Annotated in this window: 18 protein-coding genes; 10 read left to right on the top strand and 8 right to left on the bottom strand. The window is 63.1% G+C overall.

The features are described from left to right. Window positions 1-14: 14 nt before the first annotated feature. Both FJ959_RS21635 and FJ959_RS21630 read right to left on the bottom strand, forming a co-directional pair. Complete coding sequence (locus tag FJ959_RS21635; protein ID WP_140631884.1) at window positions 15-1,439, bottom strand: family 16 glycosylhydrolase; 1,425 nt, start codon at window positions 1,437-1,439, stop codon at window positions 15-17. 407 nt (window positions 1,440-1,846) lie between these two features. Further along, the gene (locus FJ959_RS21630) at window positions 1,847-2,725 is read right to left on the bottom strand and encodes a DMT family transporter (RefSeq protein WP_140516990.1); all 879 of its coding nucleotides are present in this window, start codon (window positions 2,723-2,725) and stop codon (window positions 1,847-1,849) included. Window positions 2,726-3,078: 353 nt separating this feature from the next. Here FJ959_RS21630 and FJ959_RS21625 point away from each other — a divergent pair, with 353 nt between their 5' ends. Next, the gene (locus FJ959_RS21625; protein WP_246678994.1) at window positions 3,079-3,342 is read left to right on the top strand and encodes a gamma-glutamylcyclotransferase; all 264 of its coding nucleotides are present in this window, start codon (window positions 3,079-3,081) and stop codon (window positions 3,340-3,342) included. 155 nt (window positions 3,343-3,497) lie between these two features. Then, window positions 3,498-4,019 (top strand): hypothetical protein, encoded by a 522-nt coding sequence (locus FJ959_RS21620; protein ID WP_181171948.1) that lies wholly within the window; start codon window positions 3,498-3,500, stop codon window positions 4,017-4,019. Between the two features lie 61 nt (window positions 4,020-4,080). Here the strand turns inward: FJ959_RS21620 and FJ959_RS21615 are convergent, their stop codons facing one another. Then, window positions 4,081-5,058: a zinc-binding dehydrogenase gene (locus FJ959_RS21615; RefSeq protein ID WP_140631878.1), complete on the bottom strand. Its 978-nt coding sequence runs from the start codon at window positions 5,056-5,058 to the stop codon at window positions 4,081-4,083. Window positions 5,059-5,155: 97 nt separating this feature from the next. Between FJ959_RS21615 and FJ959_RS21610 the strand changes: the two genes are divergently transcribed. Further along, window positions 5,156-5,557: a helix-turn-helix domain-containing protein gene (locus FJ959_RS21610; protein WP_140560633.1), complete on the top strand. Its 402-nt coding sequence runs from the start codon at window positions 5,156-5,158 to the stop codon at window positions 5,555-5,557. A gap of 53 nt (window positions 5,558-5,610) precedes the next feature. Here FJ959_RS21610 and FJ959_RS21605 read toward each other — a convergent pair whose 3' ends face one another. Next, window positions 5,611-6,216 (bottom strand): NADPH-dependent FMN reductase, encoded by a 606-nt coding sequence (locus tag FJ959_RS21605; RefSeq protein WP_140495977.1) that lies wholly within the window; start codon window positions 6,214-6,216, stop codon window positions 5,611-5,613. Window positions 6,217-6,320: 104 nt separating this feature from the next. On the opposite strand from FJ959_RS21605, the gene FJ959_RS21600 reads away from it, so the two are divergent. After that, window positions 6,321-6,689, top strand: coding sequence for a helix-turn-helix domain-containing protein (locus FJ959_RS21600; RefSeq protein ID WP_181165214.1), 369 nt, complete (start codon window positions 6,321-6,323; stop codon window positions 6,687-6,689). A 94-nt stretch (window positions 6,690-6,783) separates the two neighbouring features. Here the strand turns inward: FJ959_RS21600 and FJ959_RS21595 are convergent, their stop codons facing one another. Both FJ959_RS21595 and FJ959_RS21590 read right to left on the bottom strand, forming a co-directional pair. Beyond that, on the bottom strand, window positions 6,784-7,179 hold the full coding sequence (locus FJ959_RS21595) for an acyl-CoA thioesterase (protein ID WP_140560632.1): 396 nt from the start codon (window positions 7,177-7,179) through the stop codon (window positions 6,784-6,786). Window positions 7,180-7,307: 128 nt separating this feature from the next. Beyond that, window positions 7,308-8,249: a phosphoribosylaminoimidazolesuccinocarboxamide synthase gene (locus tag FJ959_RS21590; RefSeq protein ID WP_140631875.1), complete on the bottom strand. Its 942-nt coding sequence runs from the start codon at window positions 8,247-8,249 to the stop codon at window positions 7,308-7,310. A 206-nt stretch (window positions 8,250-8,455) separates the two neighbouring features. Between FJ959_RS21590 and FJ959_RS21585 the strand changes: the two genes are divergently transcribed. Genes FJ959_RS21585 through FJ959_RS21575 form a run of 3 tightly spaced genes read left to right on the top strand, consistent with a single transcriptional unit; the run spans window position 8,456 to window position 12,197 of the window. After that, the gene (locus FJ959_RS21585) at window positions 8,456-10,072 is read left to right on the top strand and encodes a GMC family oxidoreductase N-terminal domain-containing protein (protein ID WP_140631873.1); all 1,617 of its coding nucleotides are present in this window, start codon (window positions 8,456-8,458) and stop codon (window positions 10,070-10,072) included. After that, window positions 10,069-11,283 (top strand): mandelate racemase/muconate lactonizing enzyme family protein, encoded by a 1,215-nt coding sequence (locus FJ959_RS21580; RefSeq protein WP_140631871.1) that lies wholly within the window; start codon window positions 10,069-10,071, stop codon window positions 11,281-11,283. Before FJ959_RS21585 ends, FJ959_RS21580 begins: the two co-directional genes overlap by 4 nt. Continuing rightward, window positions 11,280-12,197 carry an NAD(P)-dependent oxidoreductase gene (locus FJ959_RS21575; RefSeq protein WP_140631868.1) on the top strand — a complete coding sequence of 306 codons (918 nt, stop codon included), beginning with the start codon at window positions 11,280-11,282 and terminating at the stop codon, window positions 12,195-12,197. Before FJ959_RS21580 ends, FJ959_RS21575 begins: the two co-directional genes overlap by 4 nt. 90 nt (window positions 12,198-12,287) lie before the next feature. On the opposite strand, the gene FJ959_RS21570 is transcribed toward FJ959_RS21575, so the two are convergent. Next, window positions 12,288-13,226 (bottom strand): diacylglycerol kinase family protein, encoded by a 939-nt coding sequence (locus FJ959_RS21570; RefSeq protein ID WP_140516846.1) that lies wholly within the window; start codon window positions 13,224-13,226, stop codon window positions 12,288-12,290. A gap of 797 nt (window positions 13,227-14,023) precedes the next feature. Here FJ959_RS21570 and FJ959_RS21565 point away from each other — a divergent pair. The 3 genes from FJ959_RS21565 (at window position 14,024) to FJ959_RS21555 (ending at window position 16,524) form a co-directional block, all read left to right on the top strand. After that, a complete protein-coding gene (locus tag FJ959_RS21565; protein ID WP_140516848.1) occupies window positions 14,024-15,154 on the top strand; it encodes a hypothetical protein in 1,131 nt (376 codons plus the stop codon). Between the two features lie 208 nt (window positions 15,155-15,362). Continuing rightward, complete coding sequence (locus FJ959_RS21560) at window positions 15,363-15,878, top strand: hypothetical protein (RefSeq protein WP_140631866.1); 516 nt, start codon at window positions 15,363-15,365, stop codon at window positions 15,876-15,878. A gap of 151 nt (window positions 15,879-16,029) precedes the next feature. Then, window positions 16,030-16,524 (top strand): DUF2314 domain-containing protein, encoded by a 495-nt coding sequence (locus tag FJ959_RS21555; RefSeq protein WP_140495986.1) that lies wholly within the window; start codon window positions 16,030-16,032, stop codon window positions 16,522-16,524. 16 nt (window positions 16,525-16,540) lie between these two features. Here FJ959_RS21555 and FJ959_RS21550 read toward each other — a convergent pair whose 3' ends face one another. Beyond that, complete coding sequence (locus FJ959_RS21550) at window positions 16,541-17,509, bottom strand: DUF3137 domain-containing protein (RefSeq protein WP_140567164.1); 969 nt, start codon at window positions 17,507-17,509, stop codon at window positions 16,541-16,543. Window positions 17,510-17,540 lie beyond the last annotated feature (31 nt).

Below are 17,540 nucleotides of genomic sequence, written 5' to 3'. Positions count from 1 at the left end.
CGAGACATCGGCGCTCAGACCGAGTGGTCGCCCGCGACGTCCAGGGGGTGGTGCTGCAGGTCATCCAGCGTATAGGCGCGGATATAGTCGATCTTCATCTCCGCCGGCGTGGCGAGATGGTCGGGAGGCGCGCCGGCAAAACCGCCGACGGCGAGATCGGCCAGCATGTACATGGGCGTGTGCATGTCGGACGGCGTCGCGGCTTCGGCGACCTTTACGCCGTCATAGGTCCAGACGAGCGTATCCGGTGTCCACAGCAGGCCATAGGTATGGAAGCCGTCGGTGTCCGAAACATTCACCGAGGAAGAGACCTTGGTGTGCTGTCCCGTCTCGTTCGTGTGCGCCGTCATGATGAGCGTGTTCGGATCCTGCCCGCGCGCTTCCAGGACGTCCAGTTCCGGCGGCCACGAGCCGTCTTCCGGCAGCAGCCAGAAGGCCGGCCAGGCTCCGGCCGTTTCGGGCAGGTCCGCCCGCATTTCGAAATAGCCGTAGGTTTGCGAGAAGCTTTCGTGGGTCGTCAGGATGCCCGAGGTGTATTCGTAATTGTTGATCAGTGGCTTGATGTCTTCGGGCGCTTGCGCCGCGGTGATGGTGAGCACCCCGTTTTCCACGCTGAACGGGTGGACTGAGCTGGTCGGGCCGTAATTGGCGTCGATGTACCATTGCAGCTCCCCATTGCTGCTCAACGTGCTTCCGTTCGGCGCTCCCCACCAGAAGTTGGAATTCCAGGTGCCGTTATGGCCGTTCCAAAGGCTGAGCGTGTTGAAGTCGTCGGAAAAGGACAGCGTCATTCCGGACTTGTCGATCGGCAGTTCGAACTGGCTGGGCGCCAGCTTGTCCACCGTCGTGTTGTTGAACACCAGCACCTCGTCGGATCCGAGGTTCAGCAGAAGGTTCGATCCTGCCTGGGTCATATGTGCCTTGACGTCGTCGAAAGACATGAAGTCGTAGCCATTGAGGCGGACCGTGTCGTCCGCGCCGAAATCGGTGATCAGGTCGCTTCCATTGCCCTTGGTGATGATGAAAGTGTCGGCGCCGCTGCCGCCGATCAGCACGTCGTTGCCCTGACCGCCATCCAGCGTCTGATGGCCCGAGCCACCCTTGATGATGTTGTCCAACGCATTTCCGAACGCATAGCGATTGTTGCCGGTGACGACGAGATTCTCGAAATTGTCGGGGAGCTTGTAGCTCATCCATGTGTCGATCGTGTCGATGCCAGCCCCGGGATCCTCCACCACCTTGTTGTTGGTGGAATAGAGGTGATAGTAGTCGTCGCCCGCGCCGCCATAGATGGTGACGTTGACGCTGGCGTCCCCCCAGAAGGAGTCGTTGCCGGAGGTGCCGTGCAATTCCGGCCCGGATCCGGTCGCCGAGAACCAATGGGTGGACGTGCCCGTGTAGGGGAGAGGGATGCCTTTGGCGTTCACGACGGTGCTCATCAGGAAATCCTTTCCTCGCGCCTGTTCAGGTCATTCGAAACGGCAACCGCTTACGGAGCAACGTTGCCATGCACGATGTCGTTCCAGGAGCTTGCCACACAGTTCAGCATTACATCGACTGTTGGGTGACATTTTTCGAAACGAAAGCACTAGAGGCCAAGAAATGGTCTATAAATCGTAATGAAGTCAGTAAAACTTTTAATAAAATTTTCGCTTATACCGAGAAAACGGCGATATACTTGCTGCTACGCCTGACGTAGGTCACAAAAAAGCGATTCCGGCTTTCTGGCGGGCCGTAACATTGCCGCTCTGGAGCGATGGGCGAATTCGAGGGCTGGCGCATCGAGCGAGGGAACAGGCCTCGGGCCGGCGGCGCAGTGCCTGCTATTTGTCGCAGGGGAACACCGTCAAACCGCGGCTTCGATCGGTTCGGAAAGCTTCGGGTTCGAGCGCGAGGCGATCAGGCAACTGGCCACGATGAGGCCCGCTCCCGCCAGCGTGGTCCAGGTCACCGCCTCGTCGAAGAAGAACCACCCAAGCGCAATCGCCCAGATGAAGGCGGAGTATTCGGTCGGGATCAGATATTGCGCTTCGGCGCGCGCGTAGGCCCAGCTCATCAGGAATTGGCCGGCGAGCGAAAGCGCCGTCACCCCGGCGAGAGGAAGCCAGAGCTCGCTTGGCAGCGCAATGGCAAGCCAGGGTGCCGCGAGACCGAGGATGACGGCAACGCAAAGGTTCTGGAACAGCATGATTTCGATCGGCTTGGCCAGCAGCGCCTGTTGCCGCGCGAGGATCAGATTGTAGGCGTAGAACACCGTCGATACCAGCACGGCGGCCGTGCCGAGCAGGGCATCCTCGGCATAGGTCGCATGCCCGAACTGTCCGGCTATTATGATTGCGACGCCGGCAATGCCGGCCAGCGATGCCCAGATCGCCTGTCGCTGTATCCGTTCGCCCAGCAACAGTGCGGCCAGCAGGAGCGCAAACAGCGGCGCCACGAAACTGAGGCCGATCGCCTCCGCCAGCGGCAGCCTGGCAAGCCCCCAGAAGAACGACAGCAAGACAATGCCGACAACAACGGCACGCAGCGCATGCAGCCTCAACACGGAAAGGGCGGGAAATGAACGCGACCCTGCCGACCAGCCGGCGCCCGCGACCACGGTTGCCAGCATGCTGCGCCATAGCACCGTGTTGTAGACGCCCACGGCAATGACCAGAACCTTCATCGCTGCATCCATCCCCGACAGAAGGAAGATGCCGAGCGCGCACACCAGCACCGGGATCATGGGGGAAACGACGCCTGCCAGGCTGGATGACTTCACGGGGCTTTGCTCATGTGATGGATCGCGGCCGGATATATCAGGGCAGAACGGCCGAGCCAGATGGCAGCTCCGCCCATATGGAGGGCCAACCCGTATCGGTCCGGCATCGCGCGAAAGCAACCTTCACAGCTCCACGCCTCAGCCCGGATACGATGCTGAATCCGCTGTCTTGCTCACTTCCGCTGCCCCGAACGCCGATGAAAACAGATGAACTGCCAAGCTTGGCCGGCGTTCCCCGCGCATGATGCGGAAACTCTTCGTGTTTGGTACCTTGAAGAAAGGCTTTCCCCTTCGCTGGACCTCGCTTCGCTCCGATGATGTTCAATGAACCAGGCGTCGGCTTCCAGGTCGGCGGCGAACTCTACGCCGTGGACGATCGCGCCTTGGCAAACCTCGACAGGATCGAATCCGTTGGCAAGCCCGGAAATTTGCGCGTGCTGATCGAAGCAGAGCCTGTCGATGGCGGGCCGCCTGTCTCGGCATATGTCTACATGAAATCCCGGCATCTCGCCGCGCCGATCCACTCCCGATATCTCAAAGACTACAATGATCGGCGCTTCGCGCTTTCATGGGGTGGCTAGAACAACTCCAGGAAACGTGCATGGCGTTTCCCGCCTGGTTCGGCTTTTCTGCGACGCCAAGTGGTTTCACCTCGCCACTGATGCTCCGGCACGTTTTAGCGCCAAGGGATTTTGAGCTAAGGTGACGCATCACCGATGCGGCATAGAGCATTCTCATGACTGAACGTACCGGCGCCGGAGACAGCAACACGGCAGTCGCAAGCGATCCTGCCGACGACGATCCTCGCCTGGCATTTATCTATCAGGAGGCGGTGCGAGGCCTCAATCATCAGCAGAATCTCGTCGAGAACATGAACACGCGCGCGGGCAGCCTCATCTTCGCCACCGCGTTTGTAAACTCGTTGCTTGGCGCAAGGGCGCTTTCCGACGGGCTCGGGCTCTGGGATTGGATCGCAGTGGCCCTGCTGTTCGGCATCGGCGGACTGATCGTCTTCCTGCTTTGGCCCTATCACAAATACACGTTCCGCTTCGATCCGGAAGAGCTGCTCCATCACTATGTCGATGGCGACAGGCCGCTGAAGATATCGGCCATGCAGCGCGCGCTTGCCCTTCGCATCAAGGCCGACATGGCCAGCAACTGGCGCATCATCCAGCGGCTTCGGGTAGCATTGCAGATCGCGCTGGTTCTTTTGTTGTTCGATATCCTGGCGTGGCTTTTCGCCGTCGCCGGCGTTTGACACGCACGATTTTGGGCCGAAGGCTATTTCCATCCCCAGCGGATTGCGCGGCAGCCCGACGCTAGGGCATCAGCACGACCTTGCCGATCGAGCGGTGCTCTTCGAGCAGGCGATGCGCCTCGCCGGCTTGGTCGAGCGGAAAGCGCCCGCCAGTCGTGACGACAATGTCGCCGCTGGCAGCCAGATCGAAAAGCTCCGAAAGGCTCGCTCTCAGCACTCCAGGGGACAGCAGCGGGAGCAGCGCGAAGCCCTTCAACGACTGATTCCTGCCGATCATCGCCTCAAGCCGGGCAACGCCAAGCGCATAGCGGCCAAGTGCTGCAAACACGAGCTCGCCACCGGGCGCCAGGATATCGAGGAAGTCCCCGGTCATCGCTCCGCCGACGGTGTCATAGATCGTATCGAGACCACCCTGCGCGGCGTCTCTGGTTTCGGCCACCCAGTCTCCGGAATGACGATCGATGGCGATGTCGGCACCGTGCGACATGGCGACGTCGAGCTTGGCCTTGCCGCCGGCGAGCCCAATGACCCGGCGCGCGCCTTGGCGCTTCGCCAACTGGACGAGCAGCGAACCGACCCCGCCCGCGGCGGCGGGAACCAAAACCGTCCTGTTCGGCGGCGGACTTTGCCGCAACAGATGAAAGGCGGTCAGCCCCTGCACCATCAACGCCGTCGCCTCCTCGAACGAAAGCGGATCCGGCAAGGGAACGGCCAAGCGTGCGTCGATCGTCACATGCTCGGCATAGCCGCCAAAAGAGCGTGTCGAGGCAAACAAGGGCGCCGCGATCCGGGTCCCGATCAGCGTATCGTCCGCCCCTTGCCCGACGGCCTCCACGACCCCCGCCGCCTCGACGCCGGGAACCATCGGCAATTGTGGCGTGACCGCATAACGATCCGCGCGCATCAGCACCTCGAAGAAGTTGATGCCGGCGGCATGAACGCGGATCAGCACCTCGCCGGCCTGCGGCTCCGGTGTCGGCAGGTCGACAATCTCCAGCACCTGGGGGCCGCCGAAACGGCTGAATTGTACGGCTTTCATGGCAAACTCCGATCGCTATGGCATCGGCCGCGGTTTGCCACTATCTGCGGGGCCTCGACTACACACTCATTTGTCCCCTGCTGACCAGGTGGTGACCATGGCCGGAATAACCAAGAGACTGCCGTTGCTGCCGGCGGAGCGTGCCCTGAAAGTGATCGCAGGGCGCTGGAAGGCGGTCATCCTCTACCATCTCTTCGACGGCCCAAGGCGGCTGACCGCACTCAAGGCGCTGATGCCGGGCATCACCCAGAAAGTGCTGATCCAGCAGCTCCGCGAAATGGAGGAGCACGGTCTCGTCAGCCGCGAAATCTTCGCCGAAGTTCCGTCGCGCGTCGAATATTCCGCCACGCCGCTCGGCCTCAGCCTCGAGCCCATCCTGCTGGCGCTGTGCCAATGGGGCCAGCACCACGCCGACGAACTGAACGAAAAGCATCGCCTCGCCGACTGCGTCATCCGGCCACGGCCAGGGCGGGACGAGCAAGCAGCCTTCCGCAATTGAAAAGGGCGGCGCAAGCGCCGCCCCACATCCTTGGGAGGATGATTTCGAGGCGGTCAGGCCGCCTTGATTTCCTCGTCTATGGCGTCGGCCTGGCGCGCGGTCTTGAGCGCCTTGGCCCACCAGGCGACGTCGTTGACGAGCGCGGTCGCGGCCTGGTTCAGGTGCTCGATCTCCTCGAGCTTCTTCTCGCCCTGGCGCACCGCGAGGAAATCGCCCCAGGCGATATGGACGGCCGACTTGACCGGCGCCATCTGCAATTCGACCGCGTGGAGGCGCAGCTGCTCGACAGCGCGGGCACCGCCGACGCTGCCATAGCCGACGAAGCCGGCCGGCTTCTTGTTCCATTCATTGGCGGCGTAGTCGATGGCGTTCTTCAGCACGGCCGTCGGGCCGTGATTGTACTCGGCGGCGGTGAAGATGAAGCCGTCATATTCGGCGACCTTCTTCTGCCAGCGCTGCGCCACCTCGTTGGTCGATGGCACCCAGGCGGAGGATGCGACCTCGTCGAAGAAGGGCATCGGGAAATCGCGCAGGTCAACGACATCGACCTCGATATCGGCATGCGATTTGGCGATCTTGGCGATCCATTGGGTGGGCACGTCGGCGAAGCGCGCGGCGCGTGTCGAACCGACGATGATGGCGATCTTGGGTTTGGACATAGGGGCTCTCCTGGTAAGCAATTCCTGGGCAGGTAAGACTGGTATCGTTTGGATACCGGGGCTATATGAGTTCCTGTCAACTTCATGCGCAAGGAGGCACCTTTTTGTTACTGAGGAACCCGCACAACACCGAAGACTGCCGTGCCGTTTCGGAAATCCTGCAGCGCGTCGGCGACAAGTGGACCGTGCTCGTCGTCGGCAAGCTCGGCGACGGACCGCTGCGCTTCAATGAGCTGCGCGCGGCTGTCGGCGGCATCTCGCAGAAGATGCTGACCACCACCTTGCGAGGGCTGGAACGTGACGGTTTCGTCACCCGCACCGTGTTCCCGACCATTCCGCCGCGCGTCGACTACGAGCTGACCGAACTCGGCCATGAACTGCTGGTCCCCGTCAGCGCGCTCGGCGAATGGGCGCGCAGGAACACCACGCGCGTGCGGGCCGCGCGTGCGAAATTCGATGGCCTGCATGGCTGAAATTCTACAGTCGTTCAGCAATCATTGACTGATTGTCTTCGTGCCTGCACCGCCGCCGCAGGGCTGAAAGACAGTTTCACAGCGCTCCCAGGCTTTAGTTTTCGGCTGGAACGGCCTTCGGCTTGCCCTCGCCGTCCAGCGCCACCATGACGAAATCGGCGTGCGTGACCTTTTCCATCAGGTCGGAGAGATAGCGCTGCGCCCAGGCCTCGACCTTGAGCGTGATCGAGGTGCGTCCGACGCGCTCGACATGGGTGTAGATGCACAGCGTGTCGCCGATCTTCATCGGCTTGGCGAAGGACATCTCCTTGACCGCCGCCGTCACCACGCGGCCCTTGGCGCGCTCGGCGGCGCGGATGCCGCAGGCCAGGTCCATCTGCGCCATCACCCAGCCGCCGAAAATGTCGCCGGCGGCATTGGCGTCCGAAGGCATGGCCAGCGTGCGCAGCGTCAGATCGCCGATCGGCCGCCCGTCCGCGTAATGCACCATGCGAGTTATCCCCAGAGATTGACTGCCCTGATCCCGTATCGTCAAGGCGCCAACGCGTCAACGCGAGACGATCGCGATCCACGGCTCGGACCTTCATTTCGAGTCCCCCCGCAAGGGCTCGCGGCCTTCTATAAATAGCGCTCGAGGTTCGCTCGAATGCGATCGAGAACAGTATGCCCGGAAACCTCGGGGACGAACGTCTTGCCGGTGATGGCCTCGTAAGCCTGCGCATAGACTTTGGAGGCCTGTTCGACGATCTCATCCGGGATTTCCGGAATAGGCTCCCTGTAGGGATCGCAGCGCGCCGTCACCCACGACCGGATGAAATCCTTGTCGAAACTCTCCGGCCGAGTGCCGTTCGCCAGGGCCTGTTCGTAACTCCCGGCGATCCAGTACCGGCTGCTGTCGGGCGTGTGGATTTCGTCGGCCAGGATGATCGTCCTGTTTTGGTCGATGCCGAATTCGTATTTCGTGTCGGCGAGGATCAGGCCGCGTTCGGCGGCACGCGCCTGGCCGCGGGCGAACAGGTTCAAGGCGTAATCCGAGACGGTGTCCCACTGCGCCTGGGTGAGCAGGCCCTGTTCGATGATCTCGGTCCTGGACAGCGGCTCGTCATGGCCGCCATGCGCGGCCTTGCTGGTCGGCGTGATGATCGGTTCGGCCAGCTTCTCATTGTCGCGCAGGCCGTCCGGCAGCCGCATGCCATACATGTCCCGTTCGCCGCGACGATAGCGGGTCAGGATCGAGGTGCTGGTGGTGCCCGCCAGATAGCCGCGCACGACGATCTCGACCGGCAGGATGTCGAGCCTGGTGCCGACGACGACATTCGGGTCGGGATATTCGAGAACATGGTTCGGGCAGATATCGGCGGTTTCCTCGAACCAGTACCGCGCCGTCTGCGTCAGGACCTCGCCCTTGAACGGGATCGAGGTCAGGATGGTGTCGAAGGCGCTGAGGCGGTCTGTGGCGATGATGATGCGCCTCCCGTCCGGGAGGTCGTAATTCTCGCGGACCTTGCCCTTGTAGTGACCCGGCAGTTCGGGAATGAAAGCATCCGACAGGACACGCATGGGATCTCCTGCCTTGCGCAGATTGGCCGATGTCCTCGCATAAGCTGTCGACCCCATGCGTATCAAGCGGGATTGTTAAGGGTTCCCCGCAACTGGATCCGGCATCGCGGTCGCTTTTTTCACAACGCATGCCGGAAGGCCCAGCGACGCGGCAAGCCCGCCCCGTCTAGGCTGCGGCCAGATTTCCGGAGCCGGCCATACCCATCATGCAGACCTACGACTTCATCATCGTCGGCTCCGGCTCGGCCGGTTCGGTGCTCGCCGATAAATTGTCGGCCTCGGGCCGCTTTTCGGTGCTTGTGCTCGAAGCCGGCGGCAGCGACCGCCGCTTCTACGTGCAGATGCCGCTCGGCTACGGCAAGACCTTCTTCGATCCCACGGTCAACTGGAACTACAAGACCGAGCCGGATCCCGGTCTTGGCGGCAATGTCGACCACTGGCCGCGCGGCAAGTTGCTTGGCGGGTCCAGCTCGATCAACGCCATGGTGTGGATCCGCGGCGCGCGCGAGGATTTCGACGACTGGCGCGACGCGGGCAATCCCGGCTGGGGCTATGACGACCTGCTGCCGGCCTTCAAGGCGCTGGAGGACAATGAAGCCGGGGCCGATAGATGGCGTGGCAGAGGTGGCCCGCTGCACATCAGCGATACGTCTGATGCCGTCCACCCGCTGACGAAGCGCTACCTCGCCGCCGGCCAGCAGGCCGGACTGCCGTTCAACTCCGATTTCAATGGCGCTGCCCAGGAAGGCGTCGGCGTCTACCAGATCTCGACCCGCAACGGCCGCCGCATGTCGGCCGCGCGCGCCTTCCTGCGCCCGGCGATGAAGCGCGCAAACGTCCGTGTCGAGACCAACGCGCTGGCAAGCCGCATCCTTTTCGAAGGCAAGCGTGCGGTCGGCATCGAATATCTGCAGAAGGGCCAGACGAAGACGGCCCGCGCCGGCCGCGAAATCACCCTGTCCGCCGGCTCGATCAACTCGCCGCAGCTTTTGCAGCTCTCCGGCATTGGCCCGGCGGCGCTGCTCAACGGGTTTGGCATCCCGGTCATTCACGCCAACGAGAATGTCGGCGCCAATCTGCAGGACCATGTCGGCATCAACTACACCTTCAAGGGCAGGCTGCCGACGCTGAACCAGATACTGCGTCCCTGGTGGGGCAAGCTCATGGTCGGCATGCAGTACATTCTCACCCGCTCCGGCCCGCTGTCGCTGTCGATGAACCATGGCGGTGGCTTCTTCCGCACCGACCCCGCCTTTTCGCGCCCCAACATGCAGCTCTACTTCCAGGCGTTTTCGACGGTGATCCCGAAGAGCGGCGAGCGCCCGATTTTGACTCCCGACCCCTGGCCGGGCTTCTCGATCGGCTTGTCCAACTGCCGCCCGTCGAGCCGCGGCGAGATCATGATCCGCTCCAGCAATCCGTTGGACCATCCCAAGATCGTCGCCAACGCCTATTCGACCAATGCCGATCTCGAGGAGATGCTGGCGGCGGTGAAATTCGTGCGCAAGATCGCCTCGATGCCGGCCATGGCCGAGATCATCGCGGAGGAGGTTTTGCCAGGCCCATCAATCACTTCGGACGCCGACCTGATCACGGATTTCAGGAAACGCTCCGGCACCGTCTATCATCCGGTTTCGACCTGCCGCATGGGACCCGATCCCGCGCGCGCCGTGGTCGATCCGCGGCTCAAGGTACATGGGCTGGAAGGCTTGCGCGTGATCGACGCCTCGATCTTTCCCGACAACATCACCGGCAACACCAACGCCGCCTCGATCCTGACCGGATGGAAAGGCGCCGAACTGGTTCTGGAGGACCAAGAATGAAGATCACCGACGTCAAGACCTGGGTTGTCGGCAATCCGCCGCCCGGCATCGGCGGCAAGTATTTCATCTTCGTCAAGCTCGTCACCGATGGCGGCGTGGTCGGATATGGCGAAGCCTACAACGCCACCTTCTCCGCCCATGTCACGGCCAGAATGGTCGAGGACATGGCCGAGCGCTATCTCGTCGGCCGCGATCCGCATGACATCGAGAATTTCTTTCGCCGCGCCTATTCCTCCGGCTTCACGCAGCGCCCCGACGTGTCCGGCATGGGCTGCTTCTCGGCGCTGGAAATGGCCTGCTGGGACATTATTGGCAAGGAAGCGGACAAACCCGTCTACAAGCTGCTCGGGGGCCAGGTGCACGAGACGCTGCGCTCCTACACTTACCTCTATCCGCATACCGGCAGCGTCCATTCCGAGGACGCCCCGGACGGCAGGAATGTCTACAACGACCCCGAAATGGCGGCGGCCTGCGCGCTCGAATATGTCGAGCAGGGCTTCAATGCCGTCAAGCTCGACCCGGCCGGTCCCTACACCGCCTTTGACGGCCACCAGCCGCGCCTGCTCGACATCGACGTCTCGACCCGCATGATCAAGGCGATCCGCGAGGCGGTCGGCACGCGTGCCGACATATTGTTCGGCACGCACGGCCAGTTCACCGCCTCCGGCGCCCTGCGCCTTGCCCGTGCCATCGAGCCCTATGACCCCTTGTGGTTCGAGGAGCCGGTGCCGCCCGATATGCCCGAAGTCATGGCGCAGGTCGCCCGCGCGACTTCCATCCCGATCGCCACCGGCGAACGGCTGACGACCAAGTTCGAATTCGCCCGCGTCATCGAGAACCGCGCCGCGACCATATTGCAGCCGGACCTCGGCCGCTCCGGCGGCATTCTCGAAACCAAGAAGATCGCCGCCATGGCCGAGGCCTACCACATCCAGATCGCACCGCATTGTTATTGCGGACCGATCGTCGGCGCCGCCAACATCCAGCTGGCGGTGACGCTGCCCAACTTCCTGATCCTGGAATCGCTGAAGCAGTGGGACGGTTTCCACGCCACGTTGCTCAAGAAGAAGATCGAGTGGCAGGACGGCAACGTCATCCCGTCGAAGGAACCTGGCCTCGGCGTCGAACTCAACGAAGACGTCTGCGACGCTCACCCCTACACCGGCAAGGACCTGCATTTGCAGATGATGCAAACGCCGCTGGTGCCGTGAGCGAACGCTACGCCTTCATCGGCCTTGGCCATCTCGGCGGCAAACTTGCCGCCAGCCTGGTGCGCAACGGTTTTGCCGTCACCGTGTTCGACCGGGAGCCCACCGCCGTCCAGCGCCTCGTGGCGCTCGGCGCTATTGCTGCCGGCAGCCCCGCCGAGGCGGCTGAGCGGGCGGGCAATGCCATAACTTGCCTGCCATCGCCGAAGGCCAGCGAGGCGGTTCTCGCCGGGCCTGTTGGACTGCTCAACGGCCTCCCCGCCGGCGGCACCTGGATTGAGATGTCGACCAATGGCCGCGACGAGATCGTGCGCCTCGCGGGCCTCGCCTCGGCCAGGGGAATCGAGACCTTGGAATGCCCGGTCACCGGTGGCGTGCATCTGGCGGCGGCCGGGAAAATCACCGCGCTGGTCGGTGGCGATGCCGCCCTCTACGAGCGTCATCGCCCTGCCATCGATGCGATGTGCGCGAAGTCGTTCCTGATGGGCCCGATCGGCTCGGCGGCGGTGATCAAGGTCATCACCAACATGCTGGCCTTCATCCATCTCGTCGCCGCCGGTGAGGCGCTGATGCTGGCTAGGCAAGGCGGGCTCGACCTCGCCCAAGCCTATCACGCCATCGTTGCCTCCTCCGGCAACAGCTTCGTCCACGAAACCGAAAGCCAACTCATCCTGAACGGCTCCTACGACATCGGCTTCACCATGGACCTGGCGCTGAAGGACCTCGGCTTCGCGCTGGGCATGGGTCGGGATTTCGGTGTGCCGGTGGAACTGGCATCGCGCGTCAATGCGATTTTCGAGCAGGGCAAGGCGGCTTACGGCGGCGGCGCCTGGTCGACCCAGATCGTCAAATTGATCGAGGACGCTGTCGGCGCCGACCTGCGCACGCCCGGTTTTCCGTCCAAACTGGAAATCTGAATCCGGGAAACTTGAAGCGGTTTCAAAAGGTTGAGCGCTCATCTGGAATCAGGACCGGAGCGACCTGAATCAAAGCCGCAACGTCTTGATTCAATATCTGAGCGTCAGAGCGCCGGGCAGGATCTCGAAGGTCGCTGGTATGCGCCCGGGCGACTCGCCGTCGATGTCGACCAGCGCGCCGTTCTTTTCCACGTCGCCGAGCGGTTCGACAACCACTTTCTTGCCGCGCAGGATGGTGATGGCCGGATGGTTGCGATGCCTGCCGCCATAGAGCAGGCGGATATCCCAGATCAGCTTCAGCTTGCTGGCCGCGCGCAGGATGACGATGTCGAATTGGCCGTCGGTCAGTTCGGCGTCCGGCGCGATCATCATGCCGCCGCCGAAGAATTTGCCATTGGCCACCGCGACCAGCGCCATGCGCGCCTCGACCGGCGCGCCGTCATCGACTGAAATCGTTACATCCTGGAACCGGTAGCGGGCGAATTCGACCACGGTGCGACACAGGAACAACATCTTGGCCGCAACCTTGCCCTTGCGCTTGTCGGCGTTGACGGCGCGATCGGTAGTGCCCGAGAGCCCCAGGCTCGCAATGTTGACGAAGTGCCGGCTGGCCAGCGCGCCATGGTCGTCGATATAGCAGATGCGCCCTGCATCGACCGCCCTGCCCTTGGCCCCGGCGATCCGCTTCAGCGTCGCGTCCACCTCCTTCGGCAGGCCGAGCCCGCGCGCGAAATCGATACCCGTGCCGCACGGCAGCAGACCGAGTTCGGGCGCGCGGCCGTTTTCCTTGGACGCCTGCAACAGGCCGTCGGCCACCTCGCTGGCCGTGCCGTCGCCACCGGCCGCGATCACCAGGTCGAACCCGTTTGCCGCGAGGTCGAGCGCCAGCCTTTCGGCATCGCCTTCGGCCTGCGTTTCGCGCAGTTCGAAATCGCCGAAGTGAGTTTTCAACGAAGCGGCGACCTCCGACCAGTGCCGTTTCAGCCAGCCGCCGCCGGCAATCGGATTGAGCACCACCCCGACCTTCAATGCGCATCCCTCCCCGCAAGGCGCCAGGCACGCACTGCCCGACCCTTTGCCGGCATTGAAGCCCGCGCCCGTTGGCGGAGCAATAGGCGCTCTCGGTTCGCGTGCCGAAAAAAGCAGGGCAGGCTGTGTAAGGCCTTGGAGCGTGAAATTCCGAGGCATCTGGCAATGGTCCCCGATAATCCCGCTATCCACAGGCCCGCGGGCATTCCCCAGCACCCTTGGCCGGCGTAAGTTCAACCCATCTCAGGCGGCTACCGATCGCCCAGCCGAAAGGCGAAAGTGAAAGGCGGATTTCCTGAGGCCCGTACGGCCCGAAGCGAGAGCAGGCTCGCCTGCTTCGAGGGACGGAAGCCGAGACCTACGGGGCCGCGGAAAGCGTGCCAACGCCGACGGCGGACCGATGCTGCCATGAAGGACGGCAAAAACCTTCGATGGCCGCAGGGCAAAGCCCGCAAGGGTGGAGACCGGCGTGGTCTGGAACGGGCGCGGCCTTCGGGCGGCGACTGGCAGGACCGTCAAAATCAAGGCCGGCTTGGTGCGACGACTTTAGGGGAGTTGCTGCCGTGACCGTGTCCTGGTCTGACAGGGAGGCGCTGGGAGAAATCCCGGCGCCGACTGTCTTTTTGCTTCCCGCTCAAGCGCCTTCCCGGCGAAGTTGCGGGCGCCGCTTCACCGCGCGCCAAAATCGGTTAGTATCGCCCTGTCAGAGTCCGTTTGCGTTTGCTGGCGGGTTCGCTGAAGGGGGATACTTCATGACATTGATCCAGAAGCTTGCCGCCGCCATGGCCTGACCGGCCATGGTCCTGTTTCGCTTCATGAAGCGTATCATCAGGACGATCCTCTGGCTGATCGTCATCATTGTCTTGATCCCGATCGCCGGGCTGGCCTACGGTTTCCTGACGACGCCGTCGCTGGACAAGACACCGTTGCCGGGTATCGCCGAAGGTGCACCGCAGCCGGCGCTCGCCGCCAGGGTGCGCGCCGAAATCCCCGGCTACCAGCGACCTGAGGAATCGACCTTCCTCACCTACCCGGAATGGGCCATCGTCTATGCCGCGCGCGAATATGCCGGCTTCGTCGCCAAGGACCAGCCGAGCGGCTTTCCCTATTTCGCCTATGTCGGCCGCTTCTGGCAGGACTACGCCATGGTGATCCGCGCCAGCTCCGCCTACAAGTTCAACTACGCCAACCACCAGATGCCGGTCGTCATCGGCACCAGCCACACGATCGAGCATGCCGTGCAATGGGCTTATGAAAACACGGTCGGCCGCATCACCGAGGCGATTGCGGGCAGGCGCACGGCGACTGACATCTACCAGGGCAAGTTGGCGGCCGAATACGCCGCCTTCCTCGACCAGGGGCCGTGGTACCAGTTTCCCTATGCCGAGAAGCGCGCCGGGCTTTTCGCGGTCCAGCCGGCGCCGGGCGACAGCGCCGTGCGCTCCAGCGAACGAAAGCTTGCCTTCGGCCTCGCCGACACGATCAAGCAGTTCTATGCCAGCCTGATCAGGCAGGCACTCGCGGCAACGTCCGATCCGGCCTTGCTCGACATCCACGTCTGGGCCAAGGGACCGGTCGGCGAAGCGACGCGCAACGAAGCCGACACCTTGCTCGAACGCGACTACGGCCCCGACGGCACCGTTTTCGTCACCAAGCGCTACCAGATGTTCACCGACATGATTCCGCGCCTGATCGACAAGGGCGTCTCATTCGTCGAGATCGGCGGCAACGACGAGATCATGATCACCGTGCTCTCCACGGATTCGATCGCCGTCCCCGAAGGCATGCGCATCCTGTTCAGCTATCCGCTGCCGGCCGATCCATCGACACGCCGCACCGGCATGGTCGTAGCCGTACCCAGGCTGCATCTGGTATTGCCGGCGCTGATCAAGTCAGGCGCCAGGCTGGAGCACGTCTACGACTACTGAGGCCTTTCGGCCACGCTGCGCGGAGAACGGCCGTGTCGAGCGCCCCGCCACGCTCATTTCACAATCGCGGCCAAATCCCGCCTTGTTCGCGCGCGATGGACTGTCGCATGTCGCCCAAAGCGTGCCCGCGGGCTCCGCTCAGGGACCGGTTTGGACAGCGACATGCACCTGAATGGGCTGCCGAGGGGCACATCGAGGGGACGAGACCGTGATCAAGACCGCCCTTGTCGCCATGACCATCGTCGGCTGCGACTGCGACGCCAAGCTTTGCGAATATATCGGCGAGACGCCGGCCAAGTGGTCGACCATCGCCGAGTGCGAAGCGGCGATGAAGAGCCAGATGCTGCACGAGCGCAATTTCAACTATCCGCTCGTCTCTGGCATCTGCCGCGCGAAAGGTTCCGCGTCCTCCTCGCAACTGGCCGCGACCGCTTCGCGCCCGGAGCTGAGGCCCGCCAGCCGCGCCGTTGAACCGACGCTGCCGCCCGAGCTGAGCCACAGGCCGACGGTCCCGGTCGGCTCGCCGACGACGGCGATGGAAGCGGCGGCCGCGCGGCCGGTCGCCTATGAACAGGTGGTCGATGGCGGCACCGGCGTGCTCTATCGTACGAAAAACGGCTATGCCGTCGTCAAGACCGATCTTGGCCGCGCTGTATCGGCGACCGCCGACGTGGCCAAGCGGTCAGCCAACTGGCTGGCTGGCCTGGTGCCGAGCAAGCTGTAGGGACGAAACTTTCTTCACCGGCGTCACCATCCCGGTCTGTCATCAACGGTCGCCGCCACCTTGGACCTGAAGAGACAAGACTCGCGCAAAGGTTGCAAACCGGATGGGGATGCAGCATTGTGTCGACCGCAACGATGAAGGGGGGCCTTCCATGAAACCAGCGGTTCGAACTGCGGCAGCCTTGATGCTGGCGCTTGCTCCGGGATCGGTCGGCGCGCAAGGCGTGGATCCGGGTGACGACAAGGGGATCATCTTCGCTCCGGGCGATCCCGACATGGCGGCGGCGACCGCGCAGGCGCTCGCCGGCCTCGATGAATTCCTGGCACTGTCCGAAATGCCTCCCTCCGGCACAGGTAGGTTCAAGTTGAAGGTCAAGGTGCGGGATGGGCATGTCACCGAGCACTTCTGGGTCATACCGTTCCGCCGTGCCGGGACAGGGTTTGTCGGCATATTGGCCAATGAGCCGGAGGCAGTGCACAACGTCGTGCTCGGCCAAAACATAGAATTCACCAGGGACGACATTTCCGACTGGGGATATACGCGGGACGGCCATCAGGTCGGCAGCTTCACGATCTGCGTGATGTTCAAGCGAATGTCGAAAGAAGAGGCGGACAACATGCGCGAAAAGTACGGCTTCGATTGCTGACGGGAACGCCGGCTGATCAAGCCGCTTCGTCCCTGGCGCCGATCTTGCGCACCAGCGCTGCCGTCGCCAGCATCGCGCCCATATCCGATATCATCGGCGCGACATGGGTCTGGTAGTCCAGTGGCACCGAAATGGCGGGCAATTCGAAGAAATTCTTCGCCTGCGGCAGGAGCAGAAAACCGTCGCTGCCGTTGAGGGCCACGCGCGCCGGTTCCTCCGGCCAGGTTTCGCCCAGCCATTTCAGCGCTTGCGCCAACCGGCCGCTCACCAATGGCTGCGCCGCCTCGGCATTGTCGGTGCGGAACTCATAGGCGGCATCGAGTTCCGGCACGCCGGATGACAGTTCCTGCATCTTGCTGGCGAACATGCCACGGAAGAAGCCGACGACGGCATTGGTCCGCCGCGTCGCCACCAGGATTCCCGGCAACGGTTCGATGGCTTCGAAGGCGACGATCACGCCTTTGAAAGCCGTCGATGAGCCCTTGCCTGTCCCTTCCCGCAGTTCCGCTTCGTAGAGCTCGAACGAAAACTCTTCGTAGCGGCCGGAAACGACATCGTCGAACGACTGCCGGTTGAACGGCCCGACCGCCTCGCGCGGCAGCCGGTCGAAGGAATTTGGCCGCCCGCCATGCGCGTAGCGCACGTCGCGGATGAAGCCGAAGATGATGGGCAGCAGTGTTTTGCGAAATGATTGCTGCAGCCGCGTCGCCGGCTTCATCGCCTGGAAATAAAGCAGGATCGAAGCTGCGAAACCGACGACATAGAGGAACACATGCGGCGTCGAGAACCATTGCTCGTTGGGATCGGCGACCTTGTTGAACAGCCAGGCGATCAGCACCACCGTCGCCAGCACCAAACCGACGAACAGCGGCACCCGCCAGCGTACCTGCCGCACCACGGAGGCCCGCGCCGCTTCATAAGCCTCGATGTTTTTCCGGATGCCGGCAACCACGGCGTCGCCGGGCATGAAATCCGCTGTTTCCACCGCCACCCCCGCTTGCCTGGACCGGTTCATG

The organism is Mesorhizobium sp. B2-2-4 (assembly GCF_006442375.1).
GTDB lineage: Bacteria > Pseudomonadota > Alphaproteobacteria > Rhizobiales > Rhizobiaceae > Mesorhizobium.
This window is presented reverse-complemented; position numbering and strand designations above follow the sequence as displayed.